General features: G+C 68.8%; 16 protein-coding genes. 6 read left to right on the forward strand and 10 right to left on the reverse strand.

Annotation, left to right across the window (positions count from 1 at the left end; genetic code table 11):
• Positions 1–192: 192 nt before the first annotated feature.
• From DMC61_RS36305 to DMC61_RS36330, 6 genes are all read right to left on the reverse strand, one after another.
• Positions 193–939 carry an SRPBCC domain-containing protein gene (locus tag DMC61_RS36305; protein WP_125695062.1) on the reverse strand — a complete coding sequence of 249 codons (747 nt, stop codon included), beginning with the start codon at positions 937–939 and terminating at the stop codon, positions 193–195.
• A complete protein-coding gene (locus DMC61_RS36310; RefSeq protein WP_125695063.1) occupies positions 940–1,530 on the reverse strand; it encodes a helix-turn-helix domain-containing protein in 591 nt (196 codons plus the stop codon). It abuts the gene before it with no gap.
• A 40-nt stretch (positions 1,531–1,570) separates the two neighbouring features.
• Positions 1,571–2,449, reverse strand: a complete 879-nt coding sequence (locus tag DMC61_RS36315) for an alpha/beta fold hydrolase (RefSeq protein WP_125695064.1) — start codon at positions 2,447–2,449, stop codon at positions 1,571–1,573.
• Positions 2,449–3,771 carry a M20/M25/M40 family metallo-hydrolase gene (locus DMC61_RS36320; RefSeq protein ID WP_016334451.1) on the reverse strand — a complete coding sequence of 441 codons (1,323 nt, stop codon included), beginning with the start codon at positions 3,769–3,771 and terminating at the stop codon, positions 2,449–2,451. Before DMC61_RS36320 ends, DMC61_RS36315 begins: the two co-directional genes overlap by 1 nt.
• A gap of 112 nt (positions 3,772–3,883) precedes the next feature.
• Positions 3,884–4,855 carry a penicillin-insensitive murein endopeptidase gene (locus DMC61_RS36325; RefSeq protein ID WP_125695065.1) on the reverse strand — a complete coding sequence of 324 codons (972 nt, stop codon included), beginning with the start codon at positions 4,853–4,855 and terminating at the stop codon, positions 3,884–3,886.
• Between the two features lie 26 nt (positions 4,856–4,881).
• Positions 4,882–5,799, reverse strand: a complete 918-nt coding sequence (locus tag DMC61_RS36330; protein ID WP_125695066.1) for a peptidoglycan-binding protein — start codon at positions 5,797–5,799, stop codon at positions 4,882–4,884.
• A gap of 145 nt (positions 5,800–5,944) precedes the next feature.
• Here DMC61_RS36330 and DMC61_RS36335 point away from each other — a divergent pair, with 145 nt between their 5' ends.
• The 3 genes from DMC61_RS36335 (at position 5,945) to DMC61_RS36345 (ending at position 10,852) form a co-directional block, all read left to right on the forward strand.
• Entirely contained in the window at positions 5,945–7,639 is a 1,695-nt protein-coding gene (locus DMC61_RS36335; RefSeq protein ID WP_125695067.1) for a glycoside hydrolase domain-containing protein, read from the forward strand.
• A 74-nt stretch (positions 7,640–7,713) separates the two neighbouring features.
• The gene (locus tag DMC61_RS36340; RefSeq protein WP_125695068.1) at positions 7,714–9,315 is read left to right on the forward strand and encodes an FG-GAP repeat protein; all 1,602 of its coding nucleotides are present in this window, start codon (positions 7,714–7,716) and stop codon (positions 9,313–9,315) included.
• Positions 9,316–9,325: 10 nt separating this feature from the next.
• Positions 9,326–10,852 carry an alkaline phosphatase gene (locus DMC61_RS36345; RefSeq protein ID WP_125695069.1) on the forward strand — a complete coding sequence of 509 codons (1,527 nt, stop codon included), beginning with the start codon at positions 9,326–9,328 and terminating at the stop codon, positions 10,850–10,852.
• Between the two features lie 50 nt (positions 10,853–10,902).
• Here the strand turns inward: DMC61_RS36345 and DMC61_RS36350 are convergent, their stop codons facing one another.
• Positions 10,903–11,865, reverse strand: coding sequence for a helix-turn-helix transcriptional regulator (locus DMC61_RS36350; protein ID WP_158634157.1), 963 nt, complete (start codon positions 11,863–11,865; stop codon positions 10,903–10,905).
• Positions 11,866–12,115: 250 nt separating this feature from the next.
• On the opposite strand from DMC61_RS36350, the gene DMC61_RS36355 reads away from it, so the two are divergent.
• Entirely contained in the window at positions 12,116–13,114 is a 999-nt protein-coding gene (locus tag DMC61_RS36355; RefSeq protein WP_125695071.1) for a peptidoglycan-binding protein, read from the forward strand.
• Between the two features lie 32 nt (positions 13,115–13,146).
• A complete protein-coding gene (locus DMC61_RS36360; RefSeq protein ID WP_125695072.1) occupies positions 13,147–14,280 on the forward strand; it encodes a peptidoglycan-binding protein in 1,134 nt (377 codons plus the stop codon).
• A gap of 36 nt (positions 14,281–14,316) precedes the next feature.
• On the opposite strand, the gene DMC61_RS36365 is transcribed toward DMC61_RS36360, so the two are convergent.
• Both DMC61_RS36365 and DMC61_RS36370 read right to left on the reverse strand, forming a co-directional pair.
• Positions 14,317–14,982 (reverse strand): response regulator transcription factor, encoded by a 666-nt coding sequence (locus DMC61_RS36365; protein ID WP_199750187.1) that lies wholly within the window; start codon positions 14,980–14,982, stop codon positions 14,317–14,319.
• Entirely contained in the window at positions 14,979–16,109 is a 1,131-nt protein-coding gene (locus DMC61_RS36370; RefSeq protein ID WP_199750188.1) for a sensor histidine kinase, read from the reverse strand. Before DMC61_RS36370 ends, DMC61_RS36365 begins: the two co-directional genes overlap by 4 nt.
• Positions 16,110–16,420: 311 nt before the next feature.
• On the opposite strand from DMC61_RS36370, the gene DMC61_RS36375 reads away from it, so the two are divergent.
• The gene (locus DMC61_RS36375; RefSeq protein WP_233595064.1) at positions 16,421–17,164 is read left to right on the forward strand and encodes a hypothetical protein; all 744 of its coding nucleotides are present in this window, start codon (positions 16,421–16,423) and stop codon (positions 17,162–17,164) included.
• Between the two features lie 1,015 nt (positions 17,165–18,179).
• Here DMC61_RS36375 and DMC61_RS36380 read toward each other — a convergent pair.
• A complete protein-coding gene (locus DMC61_RS36380; protein ID WP_125695073.1) occupies positions 18,180–19,412 on the reverse strand; it encodes an acetyl-CoA hydrolase/transferase family protein in 1,233 nt (410 codons plus the stop codon).
• Between the last annotated feature and the right edge of the window lie 175 nt (positions 19,413–19,587).

Below are 19,587 nucleotides of genomic sequence, written 5' to 3' on the forward strand. Positions count from 1 at the left end.
CGTCCTGGGTAAGTCCGTGATCCAGACCGTTCTGGATCTTTTCCCGTTCCTCGCACGTCAACCGGGGTCCTGGCATGAAGATCTCCTATCAGCTGCCACCACTTGCAACAACCGATTGAGACCGCCGGACTTTCCCCGCATGCGATGCGAGGAAAGCGTCCTTCACCGCGTCAGATGCGGCGAAGGGCCCGTTCAGCTCTTGAAGACCCGGCCCAGCCAGCCGGCCCACAGCCCGTCCTGCTCCGCAGGATCGACGTCGCCGAACAGGTGATGCATCGCGACCATCGGCCCGGCGAACCCGCGCACGAAGCGCAGGAACGAGTCCGCGGTCCGGATGCCGACCGTCTGCGCGTTCGCGAGATAGACCTCGCCCTCTACAGTCGACACGGAATCGGTGGCAAGCCGGACCCGGTCCCCCGTTTCCGGCCGCCCGGCGAGGCCGAGCTCCCGGCCCAGCTTCAGCCACGCGCTGTCCCAGTCCCCGATCATCGGCCCGAACACGGTCACCGGCACGGCTGTCCGGCCGGCGAACCGGTTGAGGTACTCGACGAGGGTGCGGAGGAACAGCTCGCCACCGGCGGTCATCGCCTCGAACTCGTCCTCCCAGTCGTCGCCGGGCAGGAAGCCGCTCGTCACGGTCCGCAGCACGGTGCTGCCGCCGGAGCGGCCCTCGATGAGGAACTCGTAGGCGACGAATCGTCCGTCCGGCGCGGGTTCGGTGCCGTAGACGAGCCGCTCCAGCGGGTCCCACGACGTAATCGCCGACGTGGGTTCGTAGCCGCCGAACGCGGTCTTCACCGTCCCGCCCACACCGCCGTCAACCTCGTTGCGGCCCATGAACCACGACGTGATCCCCGGCCCGGTCGCGATGGCGTCCCAGACCTGTTCGGGGGTCGCGTCGACCTCGACGCGGTCGGTGATCTCGAATTCGTGGCCCACTCAGCGCTCCTCGGTTTTGACACTCGGGTGGACGGCGACGACGATCCGGTGATCGCGGCCCTGTTCGGCGCCTTCGTCGTGGTACTTGCTCACCAGATTCGTGATCGCGACGGTGAGCTCTTCGGCGAACGCGGCCCGGTCCGCGGCGGAGGAGAACCGCACCTCGCCGTCGATCGCGAAGGTCGCGACCCGCTTGCGCGCCTTGGTCGCTCCGGTGATCAGCAGGCCGACGTCGCGCACCAGCCTGCCGGCCACCGCGAGCAGCCAGCGCGCGGACAGACGATCCGGTGACTGCGCCGGATCGGGTTGCACGGCCGAGAGCGCCGTCGGCGAGATGACGTACGAGGACGCCGTGGCGCGCATCATGCGCTCGGTGACGTTGCCCTTCCTGCGCTCCTCGACGAGCTCGACCAGCCCGTGCTTCTCCAGGGCGCGAAGGTGGTAGTTCACCTTCTGTCTCGGCAGGTCCACCCGCGCGGCCAGCATCGTGGCCGACGCCGGCTCGGCGAGTTCGGCGAGCAGCCTGGCCCGGACCGGATCCAGCGACACTTCGGCCGCTTCCGCGTCCTCGATCACCGCAACGGAGAACATGCCAAGAAGGTGTCACCGAAAAGAGTTTTTGTCAAGGAGGTCAGTCTTGTCGGTGAGCCCGGTTCGCCAGGGCCAGCAGGCGGGGCACCACCTGCGGAGCCGCTTCAAGCGGGACGACGTGCCCGACCCCAGGCAGCACCACGGACGTCCCGTTCCGTACCGCGCCCGCCAGTTCCTCGACGTCCGCCGTCGGTACGAGCTTGTCGCGCTCCCCCACGATCGCGATCACCGGCACCGCGCCGACCTGCGACAACGCGGATTCCCGCGTGTAGGCGTCCAGCGCCGGACGGAACGCCGACACCGTCTGCGGCCAGTTGCCGCGGATCATCCGCACCGTCAGTTCGACGTCGGCTGGCACCGGGTCATCCCCGAAGAGCCACCACCTCAGCCCGGCGGTCACCGCCTTGCTCGTGTGCTCCCGGACCAGGCCGATGAGTTTGGTCCCGAAGACCATCTCCAGGTCGCGGCCGAGCTTGCCGAGCGCGTTCGGCCAGATCGCGTCCGGCGTGACACCTCCCGCCGACATCGCGAGCAACCCGATTCCCGCCACCCTTGCCGCGAAGACATCCGGGTGACGCTGGGCGAGCGACAGGATCGCGAGCCCGCCCATGTCGTGGCCGACCAGGACGACCTTGCCGTCGGGAATCACCTTCTCCAGCACCTCGGCCAGATCGTCGGCGAGGTGTCCCATGGTCGCCGACGCCGCCCGGACCTCACCGGATTCGCCGTGCCCACGCTGGTCGTAGGCGAGCACCGCGACCGGCTTCTCCGCGGCTTCCGTCAGCACCGGCGCGATGGCACGCCAGCTCCGCCTGTCGAGCGCGTACCCGTGGAGGAGGACGACGGTCACCGGCGCCGACGGATCACCCCAGCGCTCGAAGTGCAGGGGTGTCCCGTCGGCGGCCAGCAGACCGGGCATCAGGCCGAGCGCAGGAAGCGGTCGAGCACGCGCACACCGAACTTCAGCGCGTCGACCGGGACGCGCTCGTCCACTCCGTGGAACAGCGCCGAGAAGTCGAGGTCCGCGGGCAGCTGAAGCGGGGCGAACCCGAAGTTACGGATCCCGAGCGACTGGAAGGACTTCGCGTCGGTGCCGCCGGAGAGCATGTACGGGAGCGTGCGGGCGCCCGGATCTTCGGCGAGGACCGCGTTGGTCATGGCGTCGACCAGGGCACCGTCGAAGGTCGTCTCGACCGGCGGCAGCTCCATCCACTCCTTCTCGATGTCCGGGCCGAGGATCTCGTCCAGCTCGGCGTTGAACGCCTCCAGACGGCCGGGCAGGATCCGGCAGTCGACCGAAGCCTCCGCGACCGACGGGATGACGTTCGACTTGTAGCCCGCGGTGAGCATCGTCGGGTTCGCCGTGTCGCGCAGGGTCGCGCCGATCATCCGGGAGATGTTGCCGAGTTTCGCGACGGAACCCTCGATGTCGTCCTCGGGGAAGTCCCAGCCGGTGATCTCGGTGACACCGTCCAGGAACTCGCGGACGGAGTCGGTCATGACCAGCGGGAACCGGTGGTTGCCGAGCCGGGCGACGGCCTCGGACAGTTTGGTGACGGCGTTGTCGCGGTGGATCATCGAGCCGTGGCCCGCTGTGCCGCGCACCCGCAGCTTCATCCAGCGGATGCCCTTTTCGGCCGTTTCGATGAGGTAGGCGCGGACGTTGTCCTTCAGCGTGATCGAGAACCCGCCGACCTCGCTGATCGCCTCGGTGACGCCCTCGAACAGCTCCGGCCGGTTCTCGACCAGCCACTGCGCGCCGTACTTGCCGCCCGCCTCTTCGTCGGCCAGGAACGCGAAGACGAGGTCGCGCGGCGGGACGATGCCGTTGATCTTGTAGTGACGGGCCAGCGCGAGCGTCATCGCGCACATGTCTTTCATGTCGACCGCGCCACGTCCCCAGACGTAGTCGTCCTGGATCGCGCCGGAGAACGGGTGCACCGACCACTCCGAGGCGTCGGCGGGGACGGCGTCGAGGTGACCGTGGATCAGGAGCGCGCCGCGCGAGGGGTCCGCGCCCGGCAGCCGGACGATCACGTTGTGGCGATTCTTGCCGCCGGACTCGACATAGGTGATCTCGTAGCCCGCGTCGGTGAGCTTCTCGGCGACGTACTCGGCCGCGGCGCGTTCACCGACGAGCGTGTCGGGGTCACCGGTGTTGGTGGTGTCGATGCGGATCAGTTCACTGGTGAGGGTGACTGCCTCTTCGGCGGCTGCTTCGATCAGATTCGGTTCGGTCACCAGGCATTCCTACCATTGGCGGAGCCGACCGACCCGCTGCCACCGCTTGGTGGACGGCGTGTGACGGCGGCCGCGACCCGAAACCGGGGTCGCGGCCGCCGATCGTGAACGATCAGCAGACGTAGAGGCTGTTCGGATGCACCGCTTCGCAGTAGCGGACATGCAGATGGTTGTCGTGGTTCGCGTAGCTGGTCGTCAAGCCTTCGTCGATCAGCGTGGGGTCGTTGAAGAAGATGAGCTTCACGTGTCCGGGCGCGGCCGCGCGGATGGCTTTGACCAGGTCACGCGTGGCCGCTCGGTCGTAGGTGGACGAGCGCCAGGTGATCCTGCCTCCGCCGCATTGCGCGCCGTCGGTACGGATCGGCCACAGGTCGACGTCGAGCCCCACCCGATGACTGCTGTGCCCGGGGATGGCACCGCCGTGTTCGAAACCGAAGTCGCCCAGCGGGACTTTCCCGCGGCCACTGGCCGTGAAGGTTTTCGCCGCCTGTTCGAGCTGTGCGACCGCGGCGCCGGTCCCCCAGTTGGCCGCCGTTCCGTTCCCGTCCGGGTCTTGATCGCACAACCCTTGGCCGAAATCGGGATAGTCGTGGTGCCAGACCAGGTTCTTCCACGTGGCCGGCCCGGCGATACCGTCGACGGAGATGCCCGCGTGCTCCTGGAAGCCGCGGACCGCCGTGGTCGTCGCCGCGTCGAATCGCCCGCTCACCGGCAGGTTCAGCCTGCGTTTGGCGTTCAATTCCACCTGTAGTGCCTTGACCGCCTCTCCGCTGTCGCCCGCCCTGACCGTCGGTGCCAGCGCGGCCCAGGTCTTCGGCCCGGCGATGCCGTCCACTCCGAGCGCTCCGGCGGTCTGGAACGCGCGCACGGCCGCGACCGTGGCGGAATCGAACACACCCGTGGCGGGTACCGCGTGTCCGTGGTGGGCGAGGAGATGCTGCATCGCCAGCACCTCCACTCCCCGGTTTCCGCTGCTCTGAGTGTGGAAGAAGGCGTTTCCGTACGCGTGGGCCGGTTCCACGGTGAGGATCGCCGAACCGGCCGACAACACCAGGACGGCGAGGGCCGCCGCTAATCTGCGCATGGGATTCTCCGGATTTCGCAGTGGTTTCAGTAGGAACAGCCCGAGGTGGGCAGGCTCGACGGCGCGGGAGGCGCCACGCCGTCGTAGATCGCCAGCAGCAACCGCTGCGGGCAATGACTGGTCGTCCCGATCTTGATGCCGAAGTGCAGGTGCGGTCCCGTCGAGTTGCCGGTGTTCCCGGTGTAGCCGATGAGCTGGCCTGCCTGGACGGTCGCCCCGGACGCCACGGCGTGCTGGGAGAAGTGGCAGTAGACGAAGCGGGTCCCGTTGGCGGTCAGCACCACGCCTCGACCACAGGAACTGTCGTTGACCAGCGCCACGGTGCCCGCGGTGACCGCGAGGGCACGGGTACCCGTACCGACCGGCAGATCGATCGCCGGGTAGTCGTGATGCGGATCGTCGTACTCACTGCGCGGCAGCGCGGACCGCGAGAGCGGGAGCGACCAGCCCGCGACGGAGGGGGTCCCGCCGATGAGCCACTGCCACGTGGTGGCGTCGACGAGCGACGTCGCGGGCAGCCCGTGCTTGGTCTTGAAATCCGTCACCGCGGTCGCGGTGCTCGCCGCGAACGTACCGTCCGCTTTGACCTGGTAACCATGGCGCGCCAACTGGTGTTGCGCCCCCTTCACCGCCTCGCCGGTGGCACCGTTGTCGAGGTTCATCACCAGCTTGCCCCAGGTCTTCGGACCCACGATGCCGTCGGCCGTCAGTCCCTGCGCGGTCTGGAAGGCTTTCACCGCCGCCTGGGTTTTCGGGCCGACGATGCCGTCGGCCTCGATCTGCGCGCCGCGCTGCCGGAGCAGGTACTGCGCCGACGTCACCTCCGGGCCGGTGGAATCACCGCCCACCAACGGCCACGCCGGGGCGGGCGCCGCGTGCGCGGATCCCGCGCCGATCATCACCAAGGCCACGACGGTGGCGAGAAGAATCAGTAGGCGCCGCATGACACTCCTTGTTCGCGCTGGTACGGAGCCGGAACCCTAGAACGCGGATTCCTTGCGCTGAAAGCCTTTCCACGGGCGCCAAAACGCTTCCAGGCATCACTCGCGCGCCGATAACCTCCCGCCCTCGATTCCGGGAGGAGAACCGATGAAACGAATCCGGCGGGCAGGCGCCACCGCACTCGCGGTCGCGCTGCTGTCCATCGTGATCCCGGCCGCCGGCGCGGCCGCGGGCTCACGCACCATCACCTACCACGGCTACCAGCTCGACGTCCCCGACGGCTGGCGGGTGGTCGATCTGGCCACCGCCCCGAGCACCTGCGTCCGGTTCGACTCCGAGACCGTCTACTTGGGACACCAGACCGAAGAACCGGACTGTCCGGCGAAACTCGTCGGCCGGACGGCGGGTGTGGTGATCGAACCGCTCACCGACCTGACGCCCGAGCAGGTACCCGAGGACGTGGTGACCGCGCCACCGGGGACGGCCACTCCACCGCCCGGGGCACCGTCCCGCGAAGGGACGATCCGGGTCGCCGTCCCGGACGCCGGCGTGCTGGTCACCGCGGGCCACACCGGCGCGACCGAACAGACGGTGCGGGCAGCGCTGTCCGGTGCGCGTCTGGTCACGGGCGGCACGCGTGCCGCCCTGCCCGCCAGGACGGGAAGGGCGGCCGCCGCGGCGCCGATCGTGGCACCGGGGACCTTCCAGGGCAAGGGATTCGAAACCTGCGCCGCACCGGCACAGGCCACGATGGACGCCTGGCGGGCTTCTCCGTACCGGGCTGTCGGCATCTACAGCAGCGGTGACCTGCGTGCCTGCGCGCAACCCAATCTCACCCCGGCGTGGGTGGCGAACCAGTCGGCCCGCGGCTGGCGTTTCATCCTCACCGACGTCGGCAGACAGGCGCCGTGCACCGGGTACCGGCTGAAGATGTCCGGTGATCCCGCGGTCGCCCGGCAGCAGGGCCGGGACGCGGCGGCGAGCGCGATCGCGGCCAACACCGCGCTCGGTTTCGGCCCGGGCAGTGTGATCTACAGCGACATCGAGGGCTACTCGTCGACGGCGGCATGCAAGGCAGGCGTGCTGTCCTACGTCAGCGGCTGGACCGAGGCACTGCACGCTAAGGGCTGGCTTTCCGGCGTCTACACCAGCGCCGGATCCGGGATCAAGGACCTGGCGAGCGCCTACACGAACACCTCCTACACCAGACCCGACCACATCTGGTTCGCCTGGTGGAACGACAAGGCCGACATCGACACCGGCTCCTACGCGCCGAGCACCTATTGGGCGAACCATCAGCGCATCCACCAGTACGCCGGCGAGGTCGCGGAAACCTGGGGCGGGGTGAGGATCCCGGGTATCGACCGTGATTATCTGGACGTCGGGCCGGGCACGACGCTGCCGTGTGACACGGTGAGCCTCGACTTCGCCGCGTATCCGCGACTCGCCTCGGGCGCGACCGGGAATCCGGTCAAGGCGGCGCAATGCCTCTTGTCTCCCAGCGGCCGGCCGACAGGCACCTTCGACGAAGCGACGGTGTCCACCGCCAAGGCGTTCCAGCAGGCTCACGGGCTCACCGCGACCGGCGAGATCGAGGCGCGCACGTGGACCGCGCTACTGTCCACAGGGGACACTCCGACCCTGCGGCAGGGTGCGACCGGCGCCGCGGTGAACCGGCTGCAGCGCGCGCTCACCGCCGCGTCCGGCAAGACCCTCGCCATCGACGGAGCGTTCGGGCCGAACACCGAAAAGGCGGTCCGCGACTACCAGACCTCCCGTGGGCTCGGTGTCGACGGCGTGGTCGGTCAGGCCACCTGGGGCGCGCTGCAGGCCGGGCGGTGAGCGCCGTGCCGGACCTTTTCACTCAGGCGAAAACCATTGTCCACCCTCGTTCCCGCTTCTTACCGTCGTGCGTCGTGGCGAACAAATGGTTTCCCGTATTGGCGGCCGCGGCCGCACTGACCTTCGTGACCTCACCGGCGACGGCCGCGCCGACACCCGCGGCACTCCCGGCCCTGCCGCAGGCGGACGTGAACGGCGACGGCATCGCCGACCTCGTGCTGTCCACAGGGGCCCGGCTGACCTACAGCGGCGACACCTCACTCCCTCCCCACGACCTCGGCGGCTCGGTACTGGTGATGTCCGGCGGGGCCACCCCGCCCGGCGCCCCGTCGGCACTGGTCAACCAGAACACCGCCGGAGTCGGTCTGGGCATGGAGGCCTCCGACAAGTTCGGTGCCGCGCTCGCGACCGGCGACTTCAACCGGGACGGGCTGGCCGACGTCGCGATCGGCAACCCGGGCGAGTCGGTCGGCGGCCTGGCGAACGCCGGGACGGTCAGCATCCTCTACGGACAGCGCACGGCGCCCTATCTCCGCGCCCTTCCCGGGGCGCTCGGGACGATCAACCAGGACACCGCCGACGTGCCGGGGGTGATGGAGGCCGGCGACCTGTTCGGTGCTTCCCTGGCGACCGGCGACTTCAACGGGGACGGTTACGCCGACCTCGGCATCGGGTCACCGGGTGAGGCGATCGAAACGAAGGCGCGCGCCGGCGCGGTGTGGATCCTCTACGGCGGCGGCGCCGGGCTCACCGCGAAGAACGCGATCGCGTTCAACCAGGACGACCCGGAGCTGGCCGGGGCATCCGAGGCGGGCGACCTGATGGGTTGGGCGCTGGCCGCCGGAGACGTCACCGGGGACAAACGGGACGACCTCGCCGTCGTTTCGTCCGGCGAGGTGATCACCGGGACCGCCAACGCCTGGGGGTCGGTCCACCTCCTGCACGGCTCCGCGAGCGGGCTCTCCGCCAAGGCGTCCTCCTACGTCAGCGTGGGCAACGCGGCGACCGACGGCAAGTGGCGGGGCGCGGTCATCGGCCGCTTCCACGGCGGCGCCAACGCCGACCTGGTGATCCAGGCCGACCGCCGTCGCGGCGGCCCGGCCGGATCGGGAGCGCTCGTCTCCGTGCGGGGCGGGAACGCCGGGCTGACCACCGCGGTCGAGGTGATCGACCAGTCCGGTGACGCGATCCCTGGAAGCCCCGAGGCGAACGACTACTTCGGGGGCTCCCTCGCCGTCGGCGACCTCGACGGCGACACCGTCGACGACCTGGCCGTCGGAATCCCGAAGGAGGACAACCGCACCGGCGCGCTGTGCCTGCTGCGCGGCGGCGCCACCGGGTTGTCGTCCTACCCCGCCACCGCGGTCGGTGAGAACACCGCGCCGGTCAACGGCGGCGCCGCCGTCGGCGAGGGCTTCGGCTACGGCCTGCGGATCCTCGACATCACCGGTGACGGCAAGCCCGAACTGACCGTCTCGGCTCCCTGGGAGAACGGAACCCCGCAGACCGGGGCGATGTTCGTGCTGAACACCGGTCTCAGCGGCAACGCCCTGACCGTGACGTCGGCGCGCAAGCTCGCCCGCGCGGAGATCGGGACGGCGACGGCTTTCGGCCCAGGGGCCCCGTTCGCGGGCAACTCCGCCGTACTCGACGACAACCTGGAAACACCGAAGTAGGGATGGGGAAATGAGCAAGTTCAACCGACGGACCTTCGTCCTGGGTACCGCCGTCGCCGTGGGGGCGGTGGCACTGGGCGGCCGGGCGACCGCCGCGCTGCCCTACCCGTTCAAACTCGGCGTCGCCTCGGGCGATCCGCTGCCCGACGGTGTCGTGCTGTGGACCAGGCTCGCACCGGACCCCCTGGAGAACGGCAACGGCGGGATGCCGACCACGGCGACCGCGGTGGACTGGGAGGTCGCGACCGACGACAAGTTCACGAACGTGGTCAAGAACGGCCAGGTCACCGCCGTGTACGCGGACGCGCACTCGGTGCACGTCGAGGTCCACGGACTGCAGCCGGACTACGAGTACTTCTACCGGTTCCGCGCCGCGGGGCACATCTCGCCCGTCGGCCGGACCCGCACCGCTCCCGCGTTCGACACGTTCGGACGCGACCTGCTGATGGCCTTCACTTCGTGCGCGCACTACGAAGACGGCTTCTACACCGTCTACCGGCGCATGGCCGAGGAGCGGCCCGGCCTGATCCTGCATCTCGGTGACTACATCTACGAAACCAGCCACAAGGCCGAAGATCCGTGCCCACGCCGGCACCAGAACAAGGAGGAACTGACCACCCTCGGCGCCTATCGGCAACGGTACGCGGAGTACAAGATGGACGCCGATCTCCAGGCCGCGCACGCCGTCGCCCCCTGGCTGGTCGTACCGGACGATCACGAGGTCGAGAACAACTACGCCGCGGGCAAGCGGGACAACGACAAGCCCTCCCTGCCGGACGGATGGGCCAAGCGCCGCGAGGCCGCCTACAAGGCCTACTACGAGAACATGCCGCTGCGGGGCGGGGCGAAACCGAACGGGGACAAGATCCAGCTGTACCGGCGGGTCCGCTGGGGCAGGCTAGCGACCTTCCACATGCTCGACACCCGGCAGTACCGGAGCGATCAGGCTTGTGGCGACGGCTGGAAGTACTGCCCCGAGGCCGGTGATCCGTCGCGGAGCCTGCCCGGCATGGCGCAGGAGAACTGGCTGCTGGACGGTTTCTCGCAGCGGCAAGGCACCTGGGACGTGATCGGCCAGCAGGTGTTCTTCGCGCGGCGGGCGGACCAGAACGGCGCGTCGGGAATGGATGGCTGGGACGGTTATCCGGCTTCCCGTGACCGTATCCAGAAGGGCTGGGTCCAGCGCGGCGTCCGCAACCCGGTGGTGCTCACCGGTGACGTGCACCGGGCCTGGGCGAACGAACTCAAGGCCGACTACACCAATCCGGGCTCCCCGGTGATCGGCACGGAACTGGTCACCAGTTCCGTCTCCTCCGGCGGCGACGGCGCGAAAGTCGGCGGTGTTCCCGACCAGGCCGAGAATCCGCACCTCAAGTTCTACTCCCAGTACCGAGGCTACGTCCGGACGAAACTGAGCCAGGCCAAGATGGACGTCGACTTCCGCTACGTCGAGCAGGTCACCGTGCGCAACAAGGCGGCCTTGACGGCGCGGTCGTACGTCATCGAAGAAGGCCGTCCGGGCTTGCAGGCCCCGTGACCGGTGTCCGGGGCCCGGCCGCGCATCTCTCGCGACAGGGCCCCGGGCGCTCAGCCTTCGGCCAGGAGCGCGAGGCCGAGCGGGGTGATCGAATGCAGCACGGACTGCCCGGCCTGGCGGCTGGTGACCAGACCGGCGGCGCGCAGGGTGGCGGCCTGCTGGCTCGCCGTCGGGAGGCTGGTCTTCGTCCGGGAAGCCACTTCGGTGGTGGTGCCGGGAGACTCCCCGATCGCCTCGAGGACCCGGGCCCGTGTCCGGCCGAGCAGGGACGTCAGCGGCCGGTGCGCCGCTCCGTTCGCCGACCAGCCAACCTTGTGCTCGATCGGATACACGAGGGTCGGTTCCAGCTCACCGGCCAAGAACGTCGTGGGCAGCCCCCAGCAGAAGAAGGACGGCGTGAGACACAGCCCTCGGCCGTTCAGGCGCAGTTCGTGCTCGACCGGATAGTCCAACTCCAGGACGGGGTAGTTCCACCGCGCCGTGGGATGCACCTCGGCGAGCAGGGCCTCGCATCCCTCTTCGGTCATCGTCTTGACCTGTCTGGCGCGTACCTGCTCGACCCGGCCGCACACCCGCACCCAGTACGGGGCGAGGCAGGCCGTGTAGTACCGCTCGACCGAGTCCGCGAGTTGGGTGAGCGTCTCCGGCCTGCCCTCGGCGAGACCGGTGGTCCAGGACGGGAGCCGCCGGCTCCCGGCGAGTACGGTGAGATCGGTCCGAAGCCGCTTCCTCGGGGTCCGGCGCAGCGCCTCGAGCCCCTCCGCCAGCGACAGGTTCCGCAGGGTCGGGGTGAGGAAATCGACCGCGTAGCCGGATTGGGAGGCGAGGTCGGCCAGCAACCGGGTGGTGACGTGTGCCGCCTGTGCCACCGATCTTCGCCATTCTTCGAAGATGATCCCGCCTTCGCGGCCTCGCAGCCGGTACATGCTGAGCAGGATCTCCCACATCGGCTGCGGTGCCGCACTGATCCGGGTCCTGGCGAGGTCTTCGGGAGTGAAATGGATTCTCAGCACGGCCGTCTCCCACGAGAACCGCACTTCCGTTGAACCGAAACGAGAACGAACGACAAGACATCCCCCCTGGAATGAATCCCCCTTGCGACGCCCGATGTTAGGGGATCCGCGGTGTGTCCCGACAGCATCACGGGCGGAAATACCGCACAGGACCAGGTTCCGTCTACCACCAGGGTTGACCCGCCGGACACCACTTTGGGGTGGGCGAAAACCTTTGCCTCGCCCGGCCGGGGTCTCCGATGCTGGGGCCATGCGAACCACAGCCGCGAGCGTCCTCGCCGCCGTATTGGTCCTTTGTGGACTCCTCCAGCCGGTTTCCCGGCTCGCCCACGCGGAACCGGATCTCCACGCCGCCGGGCATCCCACCGCCGACTTGAAACTGACCAGGGACGACATTCTGACCAGAGCGAAGAGCTGGCTCGACGAGCGAGTGCCCTACAGCCAGGAAGCCAAGCACACCAACCAGTACGGCACCTACCGGCAGGACTGCTCCGGCTACGTGTCGATGGCCTGGGGCCTGAAGACCGCTCGCTGGACGGGCGACATCATGCAGGTCGCCACCCGGATCGACAAGAAGAACCTCTTGCCGGGTGACAGCCTGTGGGTGCATTCCAATGCCCACCAGCACATGGCACTGTTCATCCGGTGGGCGGACACCGCGAAGACCCAGGCGGTGGTGTGGGAGGAGTACCGCTCCGGGACCGTCGCGTCACAGCGCACCTGGTCGGCTGACCGGACGGCGGGATTCACCGCGATCCGGTACCGCAACGTCGTCGAAGGCGACGCCAAGACCTGCGCGGCGGTGAGCCTCGACCATCCCCGCTATCCCGAGATCGCCTCGGCCGCGACCGGGGCCCTGGTCAAGACGGCGCAGTGCCTGCTCACCGCGGCGGGATTCCCCACCGGGGCGAACGGTCCCACCGGCACCTTCGACACGACGACCGCCGACGCCACGAAACAGTTCCAGGCGAGCCTGGGCCTGCCGGCGCTCGGCAAGGTGGACTCGCACACGTGGACGGCGTTGCTGGCGAGGGGGACGACGCCACAGCTCCAGGACGGCGCCTCCGGAGACGCGGTGCTGCGTCTTCAGCGTGCGCTGAACGCCGCCCTCGACGCGGGCCTCGAACTCGACGGCCGGTTCGGCGCGAACACCACGGCCGCGGTGAAGCGGTATCAGAGCGCGCACGGGCTCACCTCCGACGGAATCGCCGGGCCGAAGACCTGGGCTGCGTTGCAGGCCGGCAAATGATAAATCCACTGTGGACGGAGAAGAGGAATGCGATGCGGGTGAAGACGGCGGCGCTGGGAATGGCCATGATGGTCGCCTTCGGCCTCGCGACGGCGAACCAGGCGACGGCGGCCACGGCCGCTGATCCGACCGGTGCCGAGTTGAGTGCGGTGGTGGCGACCTGCGCGCAGCAGGTGTCCGCCGGCAAATACGCCGAACGCAGCGGCGGTACCCGCACGGTTCCGGTCTGCGCGACCGGCGGGGCGGTGCACTGGCGGTCCGGGATGACGATCGACTGCGACGGGCAGCGCACCGAGAAGTGCAACGCTTCGACCGACCCCTCTTGGCAGGGGCAGACCGCGTGGGCGCAGCCGGACGGCAAGCCGCTCAACGCCGAGAAACTGCCTTACATCGTGGTACCCGGGATCAGCTCGACGTGGAGTTACGCCGGCTCCGGCATCACCGGTGCCACGGTCGCCGCGGTCGTCTATCAGGGCAAGGTCGCCTACGCCGTCGTAGGCGACGTCGGCCCGACGGGGGCGATCGGCGAAGGCTCCTACGCGCTGGCCAAAGCGCTCGGCATCAACCCAGACCCGCGTTCGGGCGGGGTGTCCGGCAAGGTCGTCGACTACATCGTCTTCCCCGGAGTCAAGGCCTCGCCCATCCACGACGCCGCCGACGCGGCCACCGAAGGCAGGCGGGCCGCGACGGAGCTGGTATCCCGTTCCCGTGGCTGCGCGAACGCCGGTGTCGACGGCCCCTATCCGCGGCTCGACGCCGGCGTGACCCGGTCCGAGGTGAAGGCGGCGCAATGCCTGCTCCGTGCAGCCGGGCAGGACACGGGGGCCGGTGATCCCAGCGGTGTCCTGGATGCGGCGACGGTGTCCGCGGTGAAGTGGTTCCAGGCGCAGGTGGGGCTCGCGGAGACGGGCTCGGTGGACTCGCACACCTGGACGGCGCTGCTGGCCCGCGGCGCCACGCCGCAGCTTCAGGACGGCTCGTCCGGTGAAGCCGTTTTTCGGCTGCAACGGTCGCTCAACGCCGCCATCTCGGCGAAGCTGACCGTCGACGGCAAGTTCGGCGCCAAGACCACCGCGGCCGTCAAGGGCTATCAAACCTCGCGGGGACTCGATGCCGACGGGATCGCCGGCGCGAACACCTGGCGGGCCTTGCAGGCCGGACGGTGAAGTGTCCTGAGGCTTCCGGGCTCTTCGCCGGAAGCCTCAGGCGCCCGGCGTGACGAGACCGGACTCGTAGGCCAGCGCGACGATCTGCGCGCGGCTGGAGAGTCCGAGTTTCGTCATCGCGCGGTTCACGTGCGTCTTCACCGTGGATTCGCTCACCACCAGCTCGCCGGCGATGCCGCCGTTGGTCATGCCCTTGCCGACCAGGCGGAGCACCTCGGTCTCCCGGACGGTGAGGCAGTCCAGTTCCGGTCCGGGCGCGCCGGTGGGGCCGCCCGGACGGTTCGCGTAGGCCTCGATAAGCCGCCGCATGACCGAGGGCGCGAACAGCTGCTCCCCCGCCGCGATCGTGTGGATCGCGGCGACCAGCCGTTCCGCCCGGACGTCCTTGAACAGGAAGCCCGAAGCCCCCGCCCGCAAGGCCGCGTACACGTACTCGTCCAGATCGAACGTCGTCAGTACCAGCACACGCGTCGGCCGGTCGCGTTCCGCGGCGAGGATGCGCTCGGTCGCGACCACACCGTTCGTGCCCGGCATCCGGATGTCCATCAAGACGACGTCGGGCCGCAGCCGCGCCGCCAGGTCCACCGCTTCCTGTCCGTCGGCGGCCTCACCGACGACGGTGATGCCGGGCGCGGCCCGCAACAGCGCGACGAACCCGGCGCGGACCAGATCCTGGTCGTCGACGACCAGCACCTCGATCATGAACCGACTCCCCCTGCCGCCAGCGGGAGCACGAGCGTCACCACGAAACCCCCTTCCGCGCTCGCGCCCGCCAGGAGTGTTCCCCCATACAGTTCGGCGCGCTCACGCATGCCGATCATGCCGTGTCCGGCGCCCTCGTGGAACCGTTCGGAGCGGCCGTCGTCGGCGATCCGGACCGTCACTTCCTCCGCGCCGTACGTCAGCGACACCCACGCCCTGGCCGGACGGGCGTGTTTGACGACATTGGTCAAGGCCTCCTGCACGACGCGATAAACGCAGAGTCCCACCCCGTCCGGCAGCGAGCGAACCGTCCCCCGCACGGAAACCTCGACGTGCACCCCCGCGGCACCGACCCTCGCCGCCAGTTCCTTCAACCCCTCCAGTCCAGGGGCCGGTACGTAAGTGTCGTCGTCTTCGCCGGACCGCAGCACCGTCAGCATGCGCCGCAGTTCGTCCAGGCCCTCACTGCCGGTGCGGCCGATGACGTCCAGCGCCGTCCGGCTGGCCGCCGGATCCGACTCGAACACGTAGCGCGCCATCTCCGCCTGCACCGCGATGACCGACATGTGGTGGGCCACGACGTCGTGCAGCTCACGCGCGGTGCGGACCCGTTCCTCCGTCACGGCCCGCCGCGCCCTGTCCTCCTGTTCGCGGCGCAGTTGCTCGGTCAGCACCCGCAGCTGGCCGTTGCGCTGGGCCAGCCGCCCCGCGTTCGCGCCGAAACCCCATGCGACGCCGGTCAGGAGCACGCTCTGGAACACCGCCGTCCACACCGAGCCGATCAGCTGCGCATGACAGGCCGAATAGGTCTCGCCCGCCAGCGTGGCCGCCGCGCACAGCGCCGTCACCGGAAGAGACCGGTACGCGGCGACGGTGTACAGACCGAGCAACAGCGTCAGCGCGCTGACGCCCGGCCAGTACCCCGGGAGCAGGTAGCCGGCCCATCCGGCCAGCACGAGGACGAAAACCGTCAGCGGCGCACGGCGCCGAACCGCGAGTGGGGCGTTGACCAGCACACTCAGCAGGACGCCGATCGCGTCGAACGGCCGGAATCCGGGGAGGCCGACAGCGAAGCCTGCCTCGATGGTGAACGCGATCATGAACACCGCGAGGACCGCGTCACCCACTTCGAGAGCGTTCCTTCTCAGCCAGGTCGGTGGGCGCACACGAAACGATAGCCGTCGAAGCCATCACCGCGCGTCCGGCTCCGGGAGTACCTCACTACCGCACAGGTTGACGTCCGGACCGCTGTCACACCGGCCAAGTTGGGAGGCGTGGACAAACCGATCCGGTATCGGTGGTTCGATTCTCGGAGATCTCACATTCCGCCAGGGCCGGTGGAAAACGGTATTTTTACGCTCATTCGGCAGCTGCTTGCCCGCTAGTTTCCTTCCCGGAGGGGCCGGGGGAACTGGTCATCGAATCAGCGAGATCGGAGATGACCGGCGTGAAAGGCACCGTCCTCGGACTCTCGACGGGGGCGGCACTGCTCCTGTTCGCGGCAGCATGCAGTTCTCCGACGACTCCCCCGCCCGGCACGCCACCACCGTCTCCGGCGACCACCGCACCCGCGAGCACGACGCCGACGGTCGATCTTTCGTCGCTGCGTCAAGGCGCGGTCCCGGCGAAGTATCCCGAGCCGGATATGAGCAAGTTGCCTCCCAAGCCCGCGGATTCCGCACCGCTGCGGGAGCGGATCGCCTGGGAAGCACTGCAAAAAGTGACCAGATTCGCGCATCGTCTCGACCCCGCGGCGCGCTCGTCCTGCCCCGCGTTCGACCCGGGCCGCACCACCACGGTGACCTGCACGGTCACCTATCTCGGCGAGGGTTACGACTACGTTCTGCGCGACATCAAGTTCCAGGGCACCGGACTGACCAACGGCCGCACCGAACAAGGGACCGTCTCCTACAAGGCGGACCTCACCGCCGGGCCGATCATCCGCGACCAGGTCGAGTCGGTACTGCGCTACCAGAACAGCACCGAGTACGCGGCCTGTGACATGCCCGAGCACGTGCGCTTCGCATTCGACTCCACCCGGCGACGGCCGTCCGGGTCGTCAGTCGTCGGCGAGTGGATCTACGTTCCCGGCATCTCGTGCCGCTACCTCGATTCCAAGGCCCGAGCGGTCAAAGCCATTCCCTTGGAGCTCTACGACTGGGGCGCGCCCATCCATCCGTGATAACGGTTCGGCGGCTGAGGCGGGCGCTTCCTGGGCGTCGCCGTCATCGGCCGCGGTGAAGGGCGAGTAACCGATCTCGACGCGGTCGACCGACAGGTCGGAGAACACGAGCGAGCTGGTGTGGCCGTTGGCTTCGATCATCGCTTCATGGAACGGCCGCCCCAGCTCGGCGGACCACGCATCGGTGTCCGCGGTGCCGGGCCGCAGCTTCGTCCCGGGTAGAGGCTCTCCACAGGAATGCTGTTCGAGCGAAAAAGCCCGCTTCGGCCACTTCGCGCGGGGGTCGTGAGTGATTTGGGTGATTCTAACCCGCATTATCACTCACGACCCAGCCCAGAAACGGACACAGTGCTTGAAGCGATAGCGCAGCAACTCCCGGGCCCGCGGAAGAGGAGCGCCTGGTCGACATCCACAAGAGGCATCATCTCGCGCAACGAGCCTGGATGAGAACGCGCTCCCCCTGGCCTCGTCACCCGTATCGGTGATTCTCGCCGACTCACCATTCGTGGCAAGAGGATCACCGGTTCGTGTCATCCCGCCGCCCACTTGCCGTAGCGGAGGCTCAGCGTCCACATCGACCCGCCGCAACCCCGCTACGCACGGTGTCATGGCTCCCAGAACCCACCCCTGCCGCAAAACACGAAAGACTTACGTGTTTATCGTAGGAAGATTCACGACCGGCCGAAAGCCCGGGAAATCGTTTTTTGACAGGGTGCCAATGTGGTGAAAATCTTCGATCGCTCCTCGCGAGAGCACAACCGAACACGAAATCCGAACAAGGAGCCCCTCAATGCAGATGTTCACCCAGCACGTGCACCACGGTCACGACCTCATTTCGGGTCTGCTCGCGCACCTGGCCCACGTGCTCGGATGGCTGGTCTGACGCTCTAAGCACAGGGATTGACGGGGGCCAATCTGTTGGCGCGGGTCGGCCCCTCGTGTTTGCGACCCGGTAAAGGGGCACGTTCGTGTCCCTTTACCGGGTTCCGGTTTTTCACTCCGGAATGGAATACCGCTAAAGCGCGAACCCCAGTTCCCGGCCCCGCGTCACGAGTTCTTCCCTTGCCGAAGGATGCGCGACCTGGCCGACGATCTGCCGCGCCTGCTCGCTCGCGTCGTTGCCCCAGATCGTCGCGACACCGTGCTCACTGACCACGAAACTGTGCTGGAACGAGGTCACCGGACCGGTCAGCCGGGGCACGACCGTCGAAACGTCGGCCTTCGGATGCCACGACGGCAGCGCGATGATCGCCCGGCCGCCGGGTGAATGCAACGCCCCGACCACGAAGTCGGTCTGCCCGCCGAATCCGGAATAGATCGCCCCTCTAACTCGGCTCGCATTGGCCTGTGCGTACAGGTCGACCTCGAGGGCGCTGTTCACCGACACCAGACCGCGCTGCCGGGCGATCACCGCGGGATCGTTGGTCTTTTCCGTGCGCAGCAAGCGAATTCGCGGATTGCGGTCGAGCCAGCGGTACAGGTCCGCACTGCCGAACACGAACGACGCGGTCACCGGCTCCGCCGGATCGAGGGCCCCGGCGCGGTCGAGCGCGAGCACGCCGTCGCTGAACATCTCCGACCAGATCGCGAGCCCACGCCGTCCGGTCACCGCCGCCAGGGTCGCGTCGGGGATCCCGCCGATGCCCAGTTGCAGGGTCGCGCCGTCCTCGACCAGCCCGGCCACCCGCTCACCGATGGTCCGCGCCGTGTCCCCCACCGGCCGCGGAACCGGCGACAGCAGTGGTTCCTCCACCTCGATGCCGTAGTCGATCTCGTCGACCGGCACGAGACCGTCGCCGTAGGTGAACGGCATCTCGGGATTGAGCTGCGCGATCACCAGGCCACCGCGGGCCCGCACCGCTTCGATGGCCGCGGGCAGGATGTTCACCTCCGTACCCAGCGACACCACGCCGTCCACCGGGACCGAGGTGTGCAGCAGGACCACGTCCGGCGGCAGCGAGTGCTTGAGCAACTGCGGCACCAGCGACAGCCGGGACGGGAAATACCGCAGCCCGGGACGGCCGCGCATTCCCGCGCCCACGAACGGCGTCTCCAGTAGCACACCCTCGCGATCCGGCATGCCCGCCTGGGCGTTCAACGCGAACAGGCGGTACTCCGCCAGCGCCGCGTCCAGCACCTTCAGCGCCCGCATCGGCGTGGCGAAATTCCCGCTCACCACCACTCGCGGGCACGAAGCGGGCACGCCCGCGAGAATGGAACCGAGCTGGCTTTCCGACAAGACGCGCATGAGCCGATCATGCCCGAGGAGCCCCTTGCCGGCGCGGGCCGGACCCCCAGGGAAACCGGCCCGCGCCCGGCACCTCCTCACCATGGTGCGACCGGGGCCGGTGCCCGCACATGGGTACCGGGACCCCATATTCCGGTGCGGCACCGGACGGCCACCGTCCGTGCCCGGCGGTCAC

It is taken from the genome of Amycolatopsis sp. WAC 04169 (assembly GCF_003947535.1).
Taxonomy (GTDB): Bacteria; Actinomycetota; Actinomycetes; order Mycobacteriales; family Pseudonocardiaceae; genus Amycolatopsis; species Amycolatopsis keratiniphila.